The organism is Methylomonas sp. TEB (assembly GCF_047777895.1).
Classification (GTDB): Bacteria; Pseudomonadota; Gammaproteobacteria; order Methylococcales; family Methylomonadaceae; genus Methylomonas.
Genome location: NZ_CP180476.1, coordinates 3,415,555 through 3,436,374 on the forward strand (window position 1 = coordinate 3,415,555; position 20,820 = coordinate 3,436,374).

The 20,820-nt window shown below is 54.2% G+C and carries 11 protein-coding genes and 2 riboswitches; all 11 genes read right to left on the minus strand.

The genetic code is table 11. From position 1 onward, the window contains the following. Nucleotides 1-34: 34 nt before the first annotated feature. The 11 genes from ACMXD4_RS15255 to gspG all read right to left on the minus strand — a co-directional run bounded on the left by ACMXD4_RS15255 (nt 35) and on the right by gspG (nt 20,786). Complete coding sequence (locus ACMXD4_RS15255) at nt 35-10,615, minus strand: filamentous haemagglutinin family protein (protein ID WP_415878648.1); 10,581 nt, start codon at nt 10,613-10,615, stop codon at nt 35-37. Between the two features lie 42 nt (nt 10,616-10,657). Next, nucleotides 10,658-10,736: riboswitch (cyclic di-GMP riboswitch) on the minus strand. A 566-nt stretch (nt 10,737-11,302) separates the two neighbouring features. Further along, on the minus strand, nt 11,303-12,892 hold the full coding sequence (locus ACMXD4_RS15260) for a ShlB/FhaC/HecB family hemolysin secretion/activation protein (RefSeq protein ID WP_415878649.1): 1,590 nt from the start codon (nt 12,890-12,892) through the stop codon (nt 11,303-11,305). Between the two features lie 109 nt (nt 12,893-13,001). Beyond that, nucleotides 13,002-14,561 (minus strand): hypothetical protein, encoded by a 1,560-nt coding sequence (locus ACMXD4_RS15265; protein ID WP_415878650.1) that lies wholly within the window; start codon nt 14,559-14,561, stop codon nt 13,002-13,004. Between the two features lie 100 nt (nt 14,562-14,661). Beyond that, entirely contained in the window at nt 14,662-15,453 is a 792-nt protein-coding gene (locus tag ACMXD4_RS15270; protein WP_415878651.1) for a hypothetical protein, read from the minus strand. 39 nt (nt 15,454-15,492) lie between these two features. Then, a riboswitch (cyclic di-GMP riboswitch) is annotated at nt 15,493-15,571 on the minus strand. A 700-nt stretch (nt 15,572-16,271) separates the two neighbouring features. Beyond that, entirely contained in the window at nt 16,272-16,787 is a 516-nt protein-coding gene (gene gspM, locus ACMXD4_RS15275; RefSeq protein ID WP_415878652.1) for a type II secretion system protein GspM, read from the minus strand. Beyond that, nucleotides 16,768-17,961 carry a type II secretion system protein GspL gene (gspL, locus tag ACMXD4_RS15280; RefSeq protein ID WP_415878653.1) on the minus strand — a complete coding sequence of 398 codons (1,194 nt, stop codon included), beginning with the start codon at nt 17,959-17,961 and terminating at the stop codon, nt 16,768-16,770. The genes gspM and gspL overlap by 20 nt, the downstream gene beginning before the upstream one ends. Next, on the minus strand, nt 17,954-18,889 hold the full coding sequence (gspK, locus tag ACMXD4_RS15285) for a type II secretion system minor pseudopilin GspK (protein ID WP_171694804.1): 936 nt from the start codon (nt 18,887-18,889) through the stop codon (nt 17,954-17,956). Before gspK ends, gspL begins: the two co-directional genes overlap by 8 nt. Then, nucleotides 18,886-19,464, minus strand: coding sequence for a type II secretion system minor pseudopilin GspJ (gspJ, locus tag ACMXD4_RS15290; RefSeq protein WP_415878654.1), 579 nt, complete (start codon nt 19,462-19,464; stop codon nt 18,886-18,888). The genes gspK and gspJ overlap by 4 nt, the downstream gene beginning before the upstream one ends. Then, the gene (gene gspI, locus ACMXD4_RS15295; RefSeq protein WP_171694802.1) at nt 19,454-19,831 is read right to left on the minus strand and encodes a type II secretion system minor pseudopilin GspI; all 378 of its coding nucleotides are present in this window, start codon (nt 19,829-19,831) and stop codon (nt 19,454-19,456) included. Before gspI ends, gspJ begins: the two co-directional genes overlap by 11 nt. After that, a complete protein-coding gene (gene gspH / locus ACMXD4_RS15300) occupies nt 19,828-20,370 on the minus strand; it encodes a type II secretion system minor pseudopilin GspH (protein WP_415878655.1) in 543 nt (180 codons plus the stop codon). The genes gspI and gspH overlap by 4 nt, the downstream gene beginning before the upstream one ends. Then, a complete protein-coding gene (gene gspG / locus ACMXD4_RS15305; protein WP_192393970.1) occupies nt 20,355-20,786 on the minus strand; it encodes a type II secretion system major pseudopilin GspG in 432 nt (143 codons plus the stop codon). Before gspG ends, gspH begins: the two co-directional genes overlap by 16 nt. Nucleotides 20,787-20,820: the final 34 nt, after the last annotated feature.

The window sequence follows — 20,820 nt, forward strand, 5'->3', positions numbered from 1 at the left end:
CAGCCATTGTCGGCCTGAATGGCAAGACAGCAGGCTATTCACCAAAACCCAGAATATCCACGCTCAAGATACCCAAGGTGTTGGTCGCTGCCTTAGCGAGTTTTTCGGCTGCATCCTTGCCAACATTGCCGGTGCTATCCAGCGATTTGCCGACCGCCGCCGCCACATTGCTGACACCGGTCAAACCGGCGGCGATGCTGCCGGTCGCGGCGACCGGCACGCCCACGGCAGAACCACCAACATCAATATTATCCGCGCCCACAATGGCCGTTGCCGCCAGCGTGATGTTATTGCCTCTGATACCCGCCTCACCGGCATCAATGATGCCGCGCGGTGCAAACAACAACACGTCGCCTGCTCCTACCGTTCTGATACCGCCGCCCTGCAACACCGGCGATACTTCCAGTACCGGCATCCCCGCCGCGTCGTAACTGACTTTAAGCGGTGGAGCCGCCAACGCGGTTTGCGCACTCCGACCGGCATCGACATCGCCTTCAGTGGAACCGCCGGTTATATTGCCGTTACCCAAAGTCACCACGCGCTGGATGTTCACGTCGATGTCGTTGCGGGCCAGCAGATTGGCCTCACCCTGCTTTTTCACGATCACGCCCAACTCATCATCTTCCTTTGCTAAACCAATATCGGCGGTTGCCAAGCCCACGGTAATGCCGCCATTGGGGGTAAACAGATTGGCGTCGCCGCCGTCCTTGGTTTGTATCGAGCTTAAAAACAGCGATATATTGCCCAGCTTGGGCCTGACCAACTCACGGGCGTCGTCTTTCTCGCGGTCGCTAGCGCTGGCAAAGGTTTTGCCCTGCCTCGTCAACTCTGCTTCGATTTTTTGCTGCAGCGCGGCGTTCAAACTATTCAAGATATTACTGGCGCTGGTATCGGCGTTAACTACAATGCCGTTCGCAGCATCAATGCGGTAATCGCTATTGCCTGCCAATAAGGTGGTACCGGGGAACAGCGACTCGATGGTAGCCAGCAATTTTAGCTCGGCCAGATCCTGCGCCTGTTTGGTGGTGGCTTTGGCCAGCGTGCTGGCATTGGCTTTTACCTCCTGCAAAAACACCGATTGCACGACGCTTAACAGCTTGCTGTCTAACCGGGCCTTATCCACCGTGGAAAGCCCGCTAAATGCCAGTTTGGCCGCATCGACACTTAACGACAGGTCGCCGGTGATACTGCGCATTTCCTGTACGAACAAATTCAGGTAACGCTGATTTTCCAGGACGTATTTACCCGAGTTGAGCATAAACCCTTCGGCAAAGCCGTTGCTGTTCAGCGCACCGCCAGCCAAACCGGCAATCACGGTAATGTTGGCACCGTCATCCGCCAGCGCCGCATTGGATTGATCGCCCGAAGATGTAATGCCGATGGACGATCCCAAATTCACATCCCGGCCCGCCAGCGCGGTTAATTGTCCGGGACCGGCCACGTCTATGCCTTGATCGGCTTCGATGATATTGCCGGTATCGGGGTGAATATTGATCGTGTAACGAATGTCTCGGCCGGCATTAAAGATACTGACCGCGTCGGCATTGTTATGTTGAATATTAAACGTAGCGCGGACAATATCCTTACCGGCGCTGACCTCGGCCGGCTTGGCTAATACGAATACGATGTCATCGTCGATACGGCCGATGTTGCCGCTGCCGGTACTGATCAACACCGGATTCGGGTCATTGGCGTGCAACGGCGTGCTGGCATGTATCGCGGTGGGCGATTGCGGTTGCTGAATATCCAGAACCTTCAGCACATTGTCCAAGTCGGTTAAGGAAGACCCGACGAAGGGCAATGCGGCGCTAGGTAATGCCGCTGGTTCCGCATCGCTCAAAATAATCCGCGGATTACCCCTACCGGTTAAATTCTCAGCCGCAAATAACTCCAAGTCACCCTGCGCCGATGGGTACAAGGTGAAGCTCTTGTCCACGGTAATATTGCCGTTCAGTGCATAGGCATGCAGGCCGGCGGGATAAACCAAAAAGCCTTCGGAGATATTGGTATTGGTGGCCTTCTTCAAACTGGCGATGTCGTTTTCCAGGCCAAGGTCGCCGGAGAGCGTGGTCAATGTCACATTACTGTCGGTGCTGTAGCGGAAAAACCGATTCGACGAGCCATTAATCAAATCGACCGAATCCGGCAAGGTCACGAACATCGGATCGACAATCGCTTCCAGGGCCATGGACTTGCCGGCGACGACATTAAACTGCGCATCGCCCAAAGCCAATATCGGATTCAAACCCTTGTTGGTACCGGCTTTCAAAGAGCCGTGCGCATAAATATCCGCCGCCCCGCCATCCACATAAAACACGCCGCCGGCGATATCGCCACCCGCCTGCAATTGCAGATTGCCGCCGCCGTTCACTTCCACCACATTGGTTTTGAACGTGATAACAGTGGCGTCCGCCACCGGTGTGTCCAGCTCGCCTACCTGTTTACCGGTGGTAGGGATCATCACCGACAAGTCTTCGACATTTCCGCCCGCGTTGATGCGGACATTACCGCCGCCGAAGGCGGTTACGCTTTGCTGATGCTGACGAGAAAAGCCACTTGAGTCGCTGATACCCAAGGCCACGCCCCAGGCTGTCGGACGTTCCGAATCAAATTCCGTACTGTGCTGATTGCTGTTGGACCAATCGCCGGTACGTACCAACGCATCGCTGAGCAACTGCGAACTAGGTTTGGCGTCTATATCCCGCCCGACCTGAATGCTGATGTCGCCGCCGTCCAAAGGATATTCTGCGTAGAACAATGCGGCCAAATCCGGTCCGCCGCTACCCCAGCGTTTGGCATCATCCACATCGGCCCGGCCCGCCGTGTAGATCGCCGAGTTTTGATTACCGTAAACCAAGTCACGCGCCGCGCGAATATCAATATCGCCGGTGCCGGTCCGCACGCTGACATCATTGGCTAAACTGACGTCGCCGCTGCCGGCGCTGGTCAACAGACTGGCAGAGGCCATTACCGCATTTGCGTTCGCCGAGTTCAGATCAGCGCCGCCGATCAGTTGGTAACTCCACGAAGCTCCGGTTTGCAAATAATCGCTGACGTTGATCGGTCCAAAACTTGATGAATTCAAAACCCCGGTGGAAAAACCGTCGCTCAAATTGGCATTGATTAACAAATTGCCTTTCGCTCTAAGCGTTAACACCCCAACCAGATCGTTGTTCGCGCCATAACGCCAGGCTTCTCCGCTATCGAGTTTTCCCAAATCCCAAGTCTCGGCGATAGTCAAATTGCCGCTGCTGCGAACTTCCACCCCGGGGATGATGGTAAAACCGGCGCCAAAGCGGCTGTTAGCCACATTGGCCGCCGCCAAATCGGCCATATAAGCCAGATTATCGTTATGCATCGCCTGCTGTTCGGCGGAGGCGATACGGCTGTTGTGATAAATGCGCGCGCCTTCAACGGTGACGTCGCTATCGCCAACGATAGTACCGGCAGCGACGGCTTTGACGTTAATGTCCGCCAAACCGTCGCCGTCGGTATCGTCGCGGTCGGCACGTAAATACACCTCGCCCGCCGCACCGGTTCCAGCCGCTGCAACGTTGATACGCGCGCCGGACTGGATCTCAATGCCGGCGCCATCTGCCGTGGCCCCATCGATAGACGACAAACTGACCTTGCCGCCGTTGCCGTTCGCCGCTTGCGCGTTCGCCAGAATCAGCGCCGAGCTATTCAGCGTCAGCAGATCTTCCGCCGCCAAGGTCACCGAACCGCCATTCACACCCGCACCATCCAAGGTGCCGGCAATGCTGATACTGCCGGTGTCGGCGCTCAGGTTGATCGCATTAGCACTCACAGTTTGCCCAGCCTCAACCACAATTTCGCCGCTACGGGTTCTCAGTTCGACAGCACCGCTAAACCCAGCGGCGGCAAATACATTATTCAAAGCACTAAAACCGCCGGCGCTCAAACTGCCGGTATCAACGGCGACCTGGCCACCGTTGGCCTTACCGACGCCATGAGCATCGATAAAACCGTTGAATTGCACCTGGCCGGCGCCGGCTTGCGCGGACAGTAAACCGGCAAGCATCTCGGCATTACTGGCGTTCAACAGCAGCTTGCTGCCCGCTTCAGCGCTAATATTGCCATGCTGAGAACTCAGACCGATTTTGCCGCCGGACAGATTCACCGGCTTGCTTAAACCCGCATACGCCACAGCACCGGATACATCGATCAATGCATTACCGCCCAAACTCACATTACCCTGCAAGGCATTCAAGGACACATTACCGGTTTGATACAACAAGGCCGTGTTCAAACCAATGCTATCGGCTTCCAACAGTAATTGCGCAGCTATGCCTTGGGTAGAAGCGGTTAGCAACTGGCTGCCACCCGTGAGCGACAAGTTATGGCCGCCAGCACTGATGATGGTTTTAGCGCCGTTCTCGGCACTGACAAACGGCGTGTTCACGCTCAAGTCGGCCAATGCGGTTAAGGTGCTGTCACCATTGCCCAACATACGCTCACCGGCATTCACATTAACTGCGCTAAAACCGGACAGCTGGAATTTACCTTGGTCCAACAACAGCTGTTGCACATTGACGTTCAACACCCCGCTGCCGTCACCCGCCAAAACACTACCCGTAGACTTGCTATTGGCAATACTCAGGGTTTTCGCATTCAAAGACAGAGTTTTCCCGGCATTGGCTTTGCCGGCCAGACCCAAGGCGTCGATACGTAAATCACCGAATTGAAAAGGCTGACCCAGCGCGTCAGTTTGCAATAACTCGCCGTACAGATTGACCATACCCCGGCTGCTCAACACCAGCTCGTCTACGGCCAAGTGCGCGAGCTGAGTATTATCCAGCGACAGACCAGTCGATACGCCGGCGGTCTCGCCGAGGTTGATAGTTTCCGCGCCGAGATACAAGGAACCGCCGGCCAGATTCAATTCGCCGGCCATTTTGGTCCGCCGTGTCGAGTCCAGCGCCACCGAACCCGCGCCGGCCGAAATGACCGCGCCGGCACTTATGTTTAGATCGCCTTTCAAGCCCTTGGCGCCGGTTCGGTTGATCGTTGCCTGTTTGCCCGCCGATGCGCGCAGTAAGGCGCCGTCGCCGTTCAGCTCCAGCACTGTTTCGCTGTCGTTATCCGCGACCGCGCCGCTGGCTTCGATTTTGGCACCCTGTTCAAGCGTGACGGTTTCGCTGGCGGCCAGCAAGGCCTCCGGCGCTTTCAAGGTCGTGTTTTGGGCTAGCGTCACCGACTTGGCGATGACATCCAGCTTGGTGTGGCCGGTCGAGGCATCAAAGCTTCTCACCGCCCCCAGCAACAAGCTATCCACTCTAAACTTATCCAGGTCGCTAACCAACAATTCAACATCATCTGTCGCGGTGGTTGTGCCCAAGGCCAATTTATCCGCCACGATGTCGACCAAGCCGCCACGTCCGCCCTCGACCACATCGGCCACCACGGTGGGTAGCTCCAGACGGGTTTTGGCGTTTAGCACCAATTGCCCGGCATCTTGCGGCAGACGCGGAATCGCCAGTTCTTTATTTACCGCTCTATCCGCGAAAAATTGGTTGGCCGAGCTGATGTTGTATTCGCTACGGGTTTTCGCGATGCTGCCGGCTTCGACGACATACTCCGACCAATACTGATCGCGGATGTCTGTTCCGGCAACGCTGCGGTAGCCGGTAACGACAGCAGCGCCATCGACCCGGGTTCTACTGGTGCCGGGAATGGCATTGGCGCTGCCGGCGACCGGCGACACCAAAAATGCATCCGGCAATAAGGCGTAACGAGCCGGCAGTAAGGCGTAGTAGCCGGCGGCAAGGCCGCTACCGGCACCGATGTAAATGCTGTCGCCAGTCTTCAAACCTGATTCGGGAAACGATTTGGGGTCGAACGGCGAATAACCGGATATACCCGGCACGACCGCAAAGCGTTGATCAGTATCAAGAACATCTACCGAACCGCCATCACCGGGAATAAATTCGAAGCCCAATAAATCGCCGCCGCCGGATAAATCCACCAAAGCACCGTCTTCCCGAAGGATTTGCGCGGCTTTAACGGTTATTTTCTTCTCGGGGCTTTCAAACACCCGCTTTTTATCCGTTTCAGCCGGTTTCAGATCCGGGTTAACCACGTTCAGATTGTTGCCGGTGCCGACCAAGGGCAGCAGCCATTCCAAGCCGCCCTGGGTGACGCCCAGCGGGATGATTTGCCCCTTGGCCGAAACCGACGTCATGCTGTCGGCGCCGAAGGTCACCGATTTTGTCGCATCCAAAACGATCTCACCCAATGGCGCGGTGAGCACGCCGTTTTGGACGATATTCGGACCCTGCACGGTCAAACTGCCCAAGGCCGACAGCACCGGCGTTGCATGACCGCTTTTGTTGAAAGTCACCGTGCCGTTCGGATCGCCGGCAACCGCCAAGGTAAACTCGGTCAAGGAGGTGGGATAAACCTGCCCCGCAGTTAAATTAAGCTTGGAAAAGGTTTTAAATTCGCCGACAAAATCCAGTTCCTTACTGTCGATCCTTATACCTTTCAGGCGAATATCGCCAGCGGCGGCAAGATCAACCGTATTAAAACCGGTCGTTACCGAGCCACCGACCAAATCGATTAAATCGGCATTAACCGCCAATCTGCCGTCGCCGTTGCTGGTATTTACTAGCGGTGCGCGATAGCTATCCGAACCCAAGGTCGCGGTGGTGGCACTGATTTGCACATTACCGGTATCGGCGGCGGTTTTCCGCTCCCAACCGAAATTGACCGCATCCATAGCGATAGCGTTATTCAGTTGCAGATCGACATCGCCAGTAAAACGAATCTCGCCTTTCTCTCCGGATACGGCCAGATCCACAGAGCTAAAACCGCCCTCGCTAATCTGCTCGGCGGCCAGATAGCCGATGCCGGTCAGCCGGTCGCCGGGCGAGTCCTTCTTGGGTAACGAATCGCCGGGTTTAGAAAAAACGGCAGAAAACGGTACATTCCGTTCCTGGGAGATTTTTAAAATGCGCGGCGCGCGTGGAAATATGGAGTTCTCTATGTCCGAATCGCGGCGATTGTCTACGTTCAGAAACACCGACAGCTTACCGCCGGAGGTGCCGGGAGCAGCGCCGCCGGCGGCTTGCATATCGCCGTCCAAAAACGCGCCTTCGGCGCCGGTAATATTAATGCTGCCGGCATGCGAACCTACTAGCGTGGCGGCAAAACTCGCGCCTATCGCGGCGGGACTATTAACCGATAAATCCAGGATGTCTTGACTACCGGAAACATTGATCAAAGAGCCGGCCTGGGAGGCAAAAAAGCCGCGTTGCGCATTGACGACCACCTTGCCGCCGTCAAAAACCTTACCGATACGCCGGCCCAAGCCGTCGACGGTAATTTGACTGCCACCGGACACATCAATGCGGGCAGTGCTGCCGAGCCAGATGCCTTGATTCTGCTGGTACTGCGGATCGACCTCACTTTGATCGGGAATAATATCCAGAGCCACCGTACCGCCATGTGCGACGATCCGGCCATCCAGCACCAGGGACGAATCGGACTCCAGCGTAACGCTGCTTAAATCGTCGGCGTTAATCGTTGCGGTAGCAGCCACCAGCAAATTGCTGTTGGCATTAATCCCGGCGGCATGATCGGCTCGCAAGGTCAATTTGCTGGGTGCGCGCAGTTCCGGCAACAAGGTCGTCAAATCCGAGAATGCTTCGATACCGTCGGCGTTAGCCTGTTCCAGATAGGTGTTGTTTAGTACTCTGTTCTGTTGGCGCAGCTCAATATTGGCGCCGTCGTCCACCGTCAATCCGTTCAGATTTGCGCCGATATCGAACTCGGCAAAGCCGCCTTCGCCGAAAAACGTCGTAGCGATTTGCAAAGGCTGTACGCCGCCATCGCCTATGCTTGGCGTTTCTTCCCGGCGAATGGCTACCGCATTGGCTTTTACGGTAAAGCCGCCGCCTTGTTGCATGGCATAAGCGTGCATGACACCGTCCAACAACACGTTGGCGCCAGCTTTGTCTATGGCAGGTTCGGCAACCAACACTATACCGGCCTCTTTAAAAGTATCACCCTCGCCGGTGTTTCTTTGCGCCTTACCGGCTTCCAGCCTGCGATCTTCGTGCAACCAGGCCCCGGCGCTGATGTCGACCAAGCTGCCGGCCCGCAAATTCACGCCGCCGCCATTACCCATGGCCTTGGCAATAAAGGTACCGCCGTCTATCGCCACCGTCTTGCCGTCCAAATTTCCCGGTTGGGCGAAATCGTTAATCCATTCCCCGCGCAAATCGATTGTCGCCCCAGCAGCCAGGTTAATCTCGCCTTGCAATCCCGGCGCGTTGGTTTCGGCGGTTTCCAGTTTTACCGTGGCGCCGGCACCAACGATATTGCCGCGTATATCAACCTCTCCGCCTTGTAACGTCAGATTGCCGCCGGCGGCCAAGCGCAAAGTCGCATTCTCGGCAAGGCTGATGTTACCGTTGGTTTTAAACACCGCAGTATGCACGCCGCCGTCGATGAGTTTGTTAGCATCCACGGCCAGAGCCATGGCCAAGCCGTCATTGCCGACCGGGAACACCTCGTCGATATCCAAATCAATGCTGTTTTGCACACCAGCGGAGAAAATCAATGCCTGGGCATTATTCAGGGTAAACGCGGTATCGACCGTCAGACGGCTGCCTTTGGCCTGCTCGGCCAGCGTCCGTTGCCGCCTACCGTTGGTGGTTTTACCCAGCAGGTCGCCGTCTAAAATGGCGTTGTTGGCTCGAATCATCAGGCTGCCGGCGTCCTGGCCTTCCACATAACCCGGTTCGAAACGCGCCAGCATGAATGGACCGTCGATTTTCCAGACTTTGGTGATACCCCATTTCTGGTATTTTTTCACCACCTCACCGTAAATCGCCTCGTAAGGCACCAACGGATCGGCTTCGCTAATATCCACCAAGCGGCCATTGGCTAGCAGCTTACTGGTGGTAATAAAGCCATCCAGATAGGTAATCTCGCCACCGGAAAAGTCCAGAACCGCGCCTTTTTCCAGGATGACATCGCCTTCGGAGTTCAGCGCTATCTCGCCCCCTTTCGCCATCCGTTCGGCGACCGTGCGGCCAATCCCTGCCACGGTGGGCGCAATATCGGTTAGCGGTGTGCCTTCGCGAATATCCACCAGGACGGTCTTGCCTTTTAATATGCCGGCCTTTTGCAACGGCGCGTCTTTCAATTCAAAGTTGCGCAGCTCCACTTCCAAGACATTGCTTTCCATGGTGCGGATGACTTTATCGGTACCGGACACATCGATTTTCGCGCCGGCATCGATCAGGATCCGGCTATCGTTTTTTAGGCTGTTGTCGGCAACCGGATTTAACGGCGATTTGGTCGCGGTAATTGATACCTTGCCCGAAGGCGCGTTGATTTCCGACCCAGCCTGTAAATGCACCTTATCAGCCATAATCTCGACCCGAGATTGCGGCTGCACCTGACCGGGTACAGCGGTTTTCTCCACCAACACCTTGACGGTTTCGCCGGATTCCAGAGTTCGCGTTTCCTCAATGTATTCCACCTCGGGCAAAATCTCGGTAGTACTGCCCGCACCCAAAGTCACTTGCGCGGAACGCCCCAAACCATCGCCTTTATCTGTCGTGCGGGTGGTGGACTTGGCGGCTATTACTGTCTCGCCGCCTTCGGTCTTGGTGGTGAAACCCTCCCTAGCCAACAGGCGGATAGTGCCGTTGACGTTGGTGGAGGTTGTTGCGGATACCTTGCCGCTTTGCTTGACGGCAAAGCCCATCAAGGTGACGTTACCGCGATTGGCGGCGATGTTGCCCAAGTTTTCCACCTTGCCGCCGGTTTCGACTTCCACCAGCAAGCCGCGCACGTCGTTATTACTTCTGTCATCGGCGGTAGGTGCTTCCTGCAAGTACACCTTGTCGGTTGCCGCCGCCATGATCACCTGGCCGCCGGGCGATTCCACATCGCCTTTGTTCATGATACTCGGGGCAATCACCAGGATGCGGCCGCCCTCGCTGGACTTGAGCCGCGCCCCGCTTTCCACTTTGATTTCGATGGGAACTTTTTGGCCGTCGGCATCCAGCTTAAAACTGCCGTCGGTATTTTTTTGATAATAATCGCCGGAACCTACAAAAGCGGCGCGACCATCCTTGGAGACAGTGCCGATGGTTTCTTTATCAAAGGTTTTTTCGAAACTGACATCCATCGTCGAAGCCACCAAACCGCGGGCATTGACCACGGAATCCCTGCCGAACACGAAACCGTTTTTATTGACCAAATATATCTGGCCGTTGGCAGTCACCGAGCCCAAAATCTGGCTGGGATTTTTACTGGGATCGACGATTTTGTTTAGGGCGATGGCGCTGGCGCTGGGCTGTTTGAACTCGACGGAACTGTCGGCGCTGACGTTGAATTTATCCCAATTCAGAATAACCCGGTCGGTTTCTTGGTTAATGGTCATATTATTGCCGATGACGGAACGACTGGCGCCGCCCATGCTGGCCCAAACCGCGCTGGGCACCGGTAACTCGGCGCAGACCGGCGACACGAAAGCGATCAGCATACTGCCCGCGACTGCCGACTTTACGCAAGCCGCAATAGGATTTAATCTGAAAAATACCGCGTCGCCATGCTGATGCTGTTGTCTATTAGTCATAATTTCGCCTGTGCCAATCCAAGAAACAACCGAATAAAATCAGTTGGCAACCCGGCCGTCTTGACTGACAAGACCCGCGGCTTTCCGCCCCCGCCTCGCAACGGGTTTAGCAATATTTAAATAAAATGGTAAAAATTATAAAAATAACTTTTAACTACCTTAATAAGCATAAAATGCTGAATAAATACTAATTTAAAACCATTGCATAATAACTGTACAAAAGTAGTATCAAGGCAATATAAAATATTACATATTTATTACATTAAATAGATTTGTAATAAATATGCAATATTATTAAGCGAAACCTATAATCTAAAATAATCGTATTGCCCGCAAAAGCGGCTGCCCAGGGAAATCCACAACCTGGATTCGCTGCGCGGTCTGCGGCTCCCGCATACGCGAGAATGACGAGTTTTTTAGAGACCCTCTAGGGAGCCACTGATAGTGCCTTTTCCCTCAGCAGGCTGTCGTAAACACGCCTTGCCCGGAAGGCAATACCGTTAATACTTAAGGGTCCGCGTAGGGTGGATAAGCCTTGCGCATGCACCACGATTGCCGGATGCGCTTCGCTTATCCAGCCTACGATTCATTAACGCTGTTTTGACTGAATAATTAAGACAGGAGCGAATAACCCAAAGACACCAGTTAATTCGCTCCCGTCTTCCGCAACCATTCAGCCGCCGCACCCTAAAATTGTGTAGCAATCCTAAAGTCCACTCTATTCTCGCCGCGCCTGACACTGCCTTGATCCAGTAACGGAATGCCGAAATCAAACTCGCCTTGCACATGCTTGAACATATCGAAACGTAAACCCACCCCGGTACTGGCCAGTGCCATTTCGTTGGCGTTACCCGGTAAGGCGTCGACAATCCAGCCTTTGCCGGCATCGACAAACACCAGAGCCCGCATTTTGTCGAACTCGTCCCATGCGTCCGGCACCAGCCGTGGGCTATACCATTCCAGCGAGGCGGTCACCCCGTCATCCGACAGCGCATTAGTTTCCAAATAACCGCGCACGGTTTGATAGCCACCCATTGAAAACTGCTCGTTACTGATCAGCGGCGAATCGGTGATCTGTCCGGACATGCGCGCCGCCACTTCCATACCCCATGGCAAGTCATGCCGGTAATCCATACCGCCGCTCAGATAGATAAAATTGGATCGGGCTAAAAAGCGCTTGTCGGCAAACTGTTGTTCATCGCTGCCTAAGCCGCGTATCGCAAAATTGACGCCCACATTGAAAGACAGCAAAGACTCGGCATCGCGGTAATTGCCGCTGTACTGGGCCATGAACGGCAGATAACTGATAGGGGTTTTTAAGGTATCCGAACCTAATAAATTCAAATCTTCCTTAAAGTCTTTGTAATCGACGCCCAGCGTCGCCGTGTGCGTGTAATTGTTTAGGGTCTTCAGCGGCGACACAAAACGCGCGCCGTAAATATCACCGGTACCAATCACCGATAATGCGCCGGCGCTGGCAATTTGTGACGTTGACGATGAACTGACCGCGTATAAGGCCAGGCGCTTATCGTCATCAATGACCGGCAGCACATAACTGCCCACCAAAACCTCCACTTCGTCCGGATTTTCCGGCGAGGTTTGATACATAAACGAAGCGCTGTGAAATTTTTGCCAGAGATTGTCGTAACGCAGCGATACCAAGGTCCGTAAGCGGCTGGTGTTTTGCGTATTGTGGGAATTCACTTCCACCTTGCCGTGCAAAGGCAGTTCGTCTTTCACCTTTAGATCCACTTCCAGCGTGCCCGGCGTTTCACCGGCGCGCAGCACCGGCACCACGGTTCTATCCTGGCTCTCGCCGGCCAAAGTGGTCAATTGCTCCTGCATTTTTTGTAGATTGGGCACGTTACCTTCCGCCAGCTCGGGTACTTTGGCTTTGATAGCGCCCAACGAGAAGTAACGGGAATCGGTGACCCGCAAGCGCGACACCTTACCTTCCGTCACCTGTAGATACACGACGCCGCCGACCACGTTCTGTTCCGGAATATCCACGGAGACGGTTTGATAACCTTTACTACGATAAAGCTCTTCCAGTGCGGTACGGGCTTCCTCCACGGTATCGATGGTTTTTTTCGGCCCCAAAAACCGGTAAACCGTGCGTTCAACCAATTTCCGGTCCAATAAAGTGCTGCCCTTCATCCGCAGCTCCAGTAAATCGAATTGATTGCCGGCTTCTTCCGCGCAAACCAGCGCACTAGCCGTCAATAACACAGCCGCCAAACCCAAATGGGCCGAGCCTAAAAACAAATGTTGTTTCATTTCACCCATCGCAAAAAAAGACAGCCTCCGCAAGCGAAGGCTGTTTGTATTCAATGCGCATCCTTGCGCGAACCTCCAGCTATTACACTAAAGGTTTGTTACATGCTGATTACATCGGTTTGCTGGTGTTGGTAGAGTTTTTGATAACCGGCACTTGGCAGTTGCTCAAAGAACCCGCTACCGCGTGCGAGTAAGGCATAACAGGTGCATTGACGTTCAAGGTGTCGGTAAAGTTGTTGCCGTTACCGATAGCCAGATAACCTGATTGACCGAATGGGTGAACAAAACCAATGTTTAACTCGGTAGCCAGAATGGTTGGTGAAGCCGCGTCGGCAGCGATTTTAGCGATGATGGTGGATTTATCCGCGCTAATAGCTTTACGCCATTGGAAAGTTTGCTCAACCCAATCCATGTACTTGCCTCTGAAGGCTTGTTCCAGAGTAGGGGCTACGCCGTCAACTTTAATGAAGCGGTAATGCTTGGCATGTGTGGCATTGTTTTCCAAGCTTTGTTGACCGATAGCCCATGCTCTATTACCGGCAGTGTTAACTGCGGTGTTGAACACGTCAGGGTTAGTAGTGGTGATTTGTTTAGCCACCGCTTCGCCGTCGGCAAAGTCTTCCAGACACAATTCCATATCGCCGGAACCGCTAATTTCATGCTTCACCGGGCCCGCCAATGGAGAACCCGGCCAATCAGGTGACAAACCGGCAGAACTGCAAGGGTTGTTCAGGAATTTGACGTATTGTTGCGCGCCGGTACCGGAACCGTCGATACGTTTGCAGTAATGCACTTTGGTATCGTTAGGGGTAACGTTTCTGACAGTACCGTCGGAATCAGTGTAAGTCAAACCGGCAGTCAAGCTGGTTAAGGCCGTACCGTTGACTTTAAACTCGGACCATCTTTTGATTTGACCGGAGATCAACTCAGCCACTTGTTGTTTGCTCAAGCTAGGCATACAGGCTTCGGTGTAATCGCCTGGTGCGCAGCTACCGCCAAAACCGGCCAACAGGTTTTGCGCTCTTTGTAAAGCCACGTACAAGTTATCGGAAACCGGCACACCAAATACCAAGGCAGCGGCAGGCACCACGTTAAGCGCAGCATCTGCTTTAACCGGATCAACTTCGCTAGCATTTGAAGGCTTGTTAGGACCGACGAACAATTTTGGTTCGACATCGGAAATACCGGCATCGGACACTACGTTAGTCAGGTTAGCACCGCTAGCGTTGCAAAACCAGGTATTGGTTGCGCCTTGTTGGGTGCAGTTACCGTTGTCGATACGCATCGCAGCAATCGCTACGCCGTCGATCAATGGGTTAACGCCTTGCGCAGAACCGCCGGCAGAACGTTTGTGGAACAATACTTTCGCTGTCGTTGCGGCAGCGCCGTTAACAGTCAGGCCGGGTACGTTGGTAGAGTTCAGTGTGCAGAAATAGGCACTATGCGCTTTACCTTCGGAACCGGCTGTGGCGTTGTCTTTGTAAACATCCAACGTACCGGCGTCGCACAAATTAACAAACAATGCCGCCAGGGCTTTGTCTTGCGCGGTAGCGCCGGACATGAAGATTTCGATATCCGGCGTAACGCTTGGCGCATGTGCAAATGCACCTTGCGAGAAACCTGCCAGAGAAGCCACTGCGATAGCAGCAGACAATAATTGCTTTTTCATTGTATATCTCTCAATGGATTAAATTTAAAGTTTGAGCCGACCCGTTCATGAAGGGGGAACCAGCGAAACAGAATCCGGCCGACTCAAGACGTTTGCGGGATTAAACCGCCAGCGATTTACGACGAGTGGCGCGCAGCACGCCCATCAGACCGGCGCCGAACATCCAAACCGCGGCAGGCAACGGCACAGCAGCGGGTGCAGCGGTATAGGTCAAAGAACCCACGTTACCGCTAAATGAAAAATTCCATGTACCTGGGAAAGTTTCCAATTCGCCGGTATCGAAATCGTCGGCATTGACTTTTTCATGAACGAACGCCAAAGCAGTACCCAACTGACCTTGTGAGGCAAACGGCAAAGCAGTTTGAAAATCGTTACCGTAAACAGCTGTATAACCTTGTTGGCCAACAGTTCTGAAGGTGCTCAGATTGTTAGAATTGGCATCTTGAGTTTGAACAGAACCAACCATAACGTTCCATTTACTCATAGTATTGCCAATGTCGCCTGCATTGCTATCGATGACTACAGGAGAAGGAACTACTGACGTTGTGTAGAAACCAAATTTAGGCAGGTCGGTCAGGTCAGCCAGGATCCCGTGACCACCGGAAACTCCCCAAGTAACGTCGTTACCAGCAGTGTAAGCAGCCGCGAACGATTGGAAGTTGTTGTCGCTCAGTGAGAAAGACAATGATTGGCTAGGATTAGCCAGAAATTGCTCAACAGTGATGCCCAAATCCAGTGTAAATGAAGTTTTCGCTGTGTAGTCAACCAGGTTGAACAAAAACTCGCTACCGTCTGCTGTTGCATCGCCGATAGCTTGGATACGCGCTTCCGCAGCGCCTGAAGCGGTCGCCGCCAATACTGCAACTGCCAACAATTTTTTAGACAATTTCATTTTTAAAACCTCATGTTTAAATTTCGATTAATGACATAAGGTGACAGCCCAGCCGTCTTGACCTGCAAGACCCGTGACTTTCCGTCCCCGCTTCACAACGAGTTTGGCTTTTACACGCTTTAGATTGCACTCGACACCATCTAACATCCTGACAGCGCCGCTTTGTTGCCCCCGCGACCATGTTCCGCCTAGCCTCCTCCCTATCCTCTTCCTTCGCCGCTCCTTGTTCGTGCCGTCCGTGTTCCCTAGTTGCTCCCGAATCTTTGCTGAACGGCCGTTCCTCAACCCCTCAACTTGGCGCGAATTATTCCAGAGCAATAGCGGCGTTTCGGTTACAGCATTGTTAAATTAACGTGACATGTAATACACCTGTATTACAAAACCGGCCGCTAACACGGAAATTCAGCGGATGCCAGGGCGCGGGAGGGAGCGATAAAATCTAAGATTCTGTTTGCGGGGGCCGCATCAGTGCGATTCAGTTAAGGAAGAACCCCCTTCTCCCTCCGGGAGAAGCTTGGGATGAGGGAATCAAATAAAGCTATTTTCGGTGTAGCCTAGGTATTAGTGGCCGCTAGCTCTCGACGGCAAGGGCCTTGCTGGCTATTGAGCAAGTTAGTTAAACCCAAAAAGTCCGTCATGCCCGCCGGGATAAGGGCGTCCGGTGCCATGGATGGCAAGCTTCGAACTCTGCGTGCGCTGAACACGGCATTCCCCGACAAGCAAACGCCTTGCGACCGCTTCACCAATCCATTGCGACACTGGGCTCCCGCCTGCGCGGGAGCGACGGACGTTAAAGGCCAGGCTAATATGAAGGCGGGCTAAACAACGCCCAATAAGACTTTGGCGTTAACGATACCGTCCGCATCGGCCGGTTTCTCCACATCGATTTGCAACACCTGCAAGCGGTGTTTGGTTTCCAGAATCGCCAACCAGGACATAAGTTGGTCGAAAGCCAGATGCTCCAGCCAGACACTGACTTTGTCCTCGCCTTCCGGCGACAGATGCTTAATCGCCGGTTTTATATCCAGCTGCTGGCTGCTGAAATCGACTAACGCCAGCGGCGATTGATTGCCGCCATCAACTACCGGCTCACCCACCGTAGCCTGTTGCCGCAAGACCGCCGCTTCGTTGCCGACTTGCTGTAAGTAGCTATAGATTTGCTTTTGCGCCTGGATTTTTAGCGTTAGCAAGCGACTCTGCTCCGCCATCGGTTGGTAAAACAGCAGGTATGCGCCATACACCAGTACGACCAATAAACCGCCCAGCCCCAGCACTCGCTCTCTGGGTGATAGTTCAGCAAAACGCTGGGTTAAGTCATTTTTCGCGAATCTCAAGTTGCGCCTCCACGCCGTTTGCGCCGCTATCGGCGGATTGAAGTTTCACCAGCATGCTGCTTTGCAGTTGTTGTTTGAATTGCTCCAGCTGGCCGATGTCATCGGCAACCACATGCAACTGCAAACCGCCGTTCAGGAAATTGAGCTTTTTCAGGTGCACGGCGGGCGTGTCTTTCAATACCAAGCCGGACCGGTAAAGCAAGCGCATGAAACCGCTACCGACGGAATCGTGTTGTTTTCTGAGCAGCGCCAGTTGTTGCTCGGCTTGGGCTTTGACATTAACGATACGTTTCACTTCGGGAAAGCTTTGTTTGAACAGCGCTTGGGTTTTTGCTTCCAACTCGCTCAGCTCGGCTTGCTGTTGCCAGTAGGTGTGCAATAAGGCGTAGCTCTGCACCGCCAAGGCCACCGCCAGAATAATGGCCGCCGGCAGCCACTGTTGCCAGCGGCCTACCTTTCGGCTGCTGACAGCATAGGCACCGCTCAACAAATTCAGCTCTACAGGCAATAATTCGACGGCACTCGCCATGAATGACAAAGGTGCTTTGATGACCGTGTCCATACCGGTAATAGCCAAACCGTCCGGCAGCTTGCTGTCTTCGCTGCCTTTGCATAGCAGCAAAGTCTGAAAATCAGCACCTTCGGCACGGACTTTTTCCAACAGCTGCGGCAGAAACAGCGCATCCACACCACCGCCCAAATAGGCAGCGCTGCGCAGAATGGCGTTGCTGTCGTCGAGCAACAAAGTCGCTGGTCCGGGCTGATACGGCAGACATAAGGTTTCCGGATACGCACCATCCAGCTGCAAACCGGCTTCCTGAAACGGTGTAAGCAGCGCCGCTAATGTTTCGTGCGTAATCGCCGCCACGGCGAGTTTATCCCGGTCCTGCTTTAACCAAACCAGATGATAATTTTCCACGTCCTCGGCCAGTAAATCTTCCAAGGCAAACGGCAAGGCTTTTTTCAGTTGCGCGGTGGTTTTAACCGCCAGCTCGATTTGCAATAACAACACCGAGGCAGCCGGCAATAACAGCAGCACAGACTTACCCTGCGCAGCCGCTGTTAACTCGGCCATCGTGCCGGATGCCGGCTGGCTATCCGGCCCGGCAAGATTCAACCATTCCAGTTTATCGGCCGATTCGGCGCCGAATCTGACCAGCAGTTTCTCAGCCATGCGCCAAGCCCTGGCGCTGGCGCTTCACCACTTGCGCGCCACCACTATCGCGTTGCAATTGCGACTGAAACTGCAAATGGGTTTTGCCCATATCAATTTGCCCTTGTAATAAAAAATTTTGCGAACTGACACCCAAGCCGTATTTACCGATGCCGGCATCGGCAACCGCTTCGTCCTTTAAAAATTCGGCGACTTTTGCGAAAGGCTTGCCTCTGGCCCTGAACATGGACGCGGCCCGATCGGCGCTGATGTCGTCCGCCAAACAGCGCAGCACCATGGCGCTGGCGGTATTGATATTCAGCGGCGCGTAGCCTTCCACCACATACACATACGGCAATAATTTCGAATAAATCTCGCGCGTCATGCCTTTTACCAACAGCAACTCGCTAACATCTGCAAATTGCCGGTTCGCGGCGCGGTAGGCCGGCTTGGATCGAGTATAGGTTTCGTCTTCCGCACCGTGCGGATAGCTAGCGTCCATATCCGCGTCTATCCAATCCACGATTGCCTGCGCCAATTCGGTTTTCAGTTTCAGTACCGCCAGTAAGCGCTCCAGACGTTTCACATCGGGCGCGGATACTTTGCCCTCGACCAATAAGTTGTTCAGATTGATCCGGCCTTGCAAGTCATCAAGCTTCGCTTGCATCGTACCGCCGGCCACAGTTGTCCTTGCCAGCGGTTCGGACCAGGTGTCATCCAAACCATCGACATCACCCACTTTGGCATCGGCCGCCAGCCGGCCAACAGCCCAGCTTTCCAGGCCATACGCATATTCCCAGGCTTGCATGCTACGCAACTGATTTTCGGTGCGGCGTATATCCAGCTGCCGCGCGCTGGACATGGACACCACCGCGACCGTGGCGATAGCCAGTATCAGCATCACCGTGATCAACGCTATGCCGCGCTGCGCCTGATGCAGCGATCTCATTCCCGCACCAGAAACAGCCGACGCATATCACCCAGACCAGCCAAGTTAAAATTCGCTTCCACCGCTTTGGGTAATCCGCTGCCGTCTGCCGGCCAATGCGTAGTCCAGTCGCTGCCGAAAAAGCGCAATTCAAGCGCATTAACATCCAGCAATTTTTTCCGGCGAAACTGCGTCTGTTGGGTACGATCCAACACGGTCCAAACTTGCCTGTACAAACTGCCGTTTTCCAGGCGATAACTGACTCGTTGCAACTGACTTTGCATGGCCAAAGCCGACCATTCCGGCACGCTGCGGGTCAAGGTCAGCAAATCCTCGCCATTACCACCGGAAAACGCCGGCTGTTCGCTACCGAGTTCGTCACGGATAGAACGCGGTAAGGCTTGGGCCAGATCTTCGTTCAGCAGATACAAGGTTTGCTGCAACGCAGCAATGCTCTCCGAGCGCTGTTCGGTTCCGGCTCTGGCATCCAACACCGCACGCAAACCGGCATAAGCCATGGCCGCCATGATGGCAAACACGGCCATCGCGATCAGGATTTCCAGCAAGGTAAAACCGCGACCGGCGCTATTTTTCATGGCCTGCCGGAATATGACTAAGCAGACCGGCGTAAGGTGACTTGTCGCCTTCCAGAAACACCTCAATCCGGTAATCCCAGACAGTGCCGCCGAGACTCGGCGTCACACCGCGCCTGGCCTGCCAATACCAACGCCTGCCAGCCATCGTTTCCCATCCATCCCGGTTTTCCGGTTTTTCGGTATCCAAACGCAATTGCACCGCATGATTGGCGGCTATCGTTGCTGCTATGGTTTTGTTTTCCAGGTACCAGAGGTTCTTGGTGTTATCGGCGGTAATCTTGATCAGACCGGCCATCAGGATGGCTAACAGGGCCAGCGCAATTAGTACTTCCAACAGCGTGAAGCCGCCGTTGCCGGAGTATTTCATGGCTTCACGGCGACACTGGAAATTGCCAAGCCCTCATCCGCCGTATTACTCAACCAAAACCGGAACTCGCTTTTGGCTAAATCCAAAGCAATTTGAAACATCGCAGAGGCCCCGTCCGGGGTAAACACAATCTGCGGTTCAGGATGTACTTGGCCGCCGAACCGTTGATTCAGATACACTGGCTTTTCGTCTAGGCTTAAAGCCAATCGCATACCGGCTGGCAAATCCCGCTGTCTAAATAGCGCATCGCCCGTCTCAGCCTGCCACTTGCCTTGTGCCGGCGACAGAAAACGATAACCCTGGCCAACCAACTCCAAGCCGATACTTTCGCCGCGTATCATCGCTTCCTGTTCGGCCAGCGCCAGCAGCTTTTCCAGGCGCTGAATTTCCAATTGTTGCTGCTTGCTGTGATCGGCGTTGCCCATCGCCAGCATCGCCATGCTGCTCATCACGCCGATCAGGACCATCGCAATCAATAGCTCGATCAGCGTAAAGCCGCGAACCTTCACGCCCTCAACTTGACTTATTTTTGCGCCCAATTGGTGATGTCCGCACCGGCTTCACTGCCGCCTTCCACACCGTCGGCGCCGAAGGAATACAAATCAAATTCGCCGTGCGCGCCGGGCTGCATATAAAAATACGCTTTACCCCAGGCATCGACCGGCAGTTGATCCAGATAGCCGCCCTGCTTCCAATGCGCGCCGGCCGGTAGATTGGCGGGTTTATGCACCAAAGCTTCCAAGCCTTGGTCGGTACTGGGGTAACTGAAGTTATCCAGTCTGTACAAGTCCAGCGCGGCGCTGATGGCCCTGATGTCTTGCAAGGTGCGGGTGGCTCGGGCTTCGTCGGGTCTGCCCATGATTTTCGGCACGACGATGGACGCCAAAATACCCAAAATCACCACCACGATCATCACTTCGATCAGGGTAAAGCCTTGCTGTTTTTTATTGCTCATAACGGTTTAAAGTCGGATTGGTTTAAACAGGTCC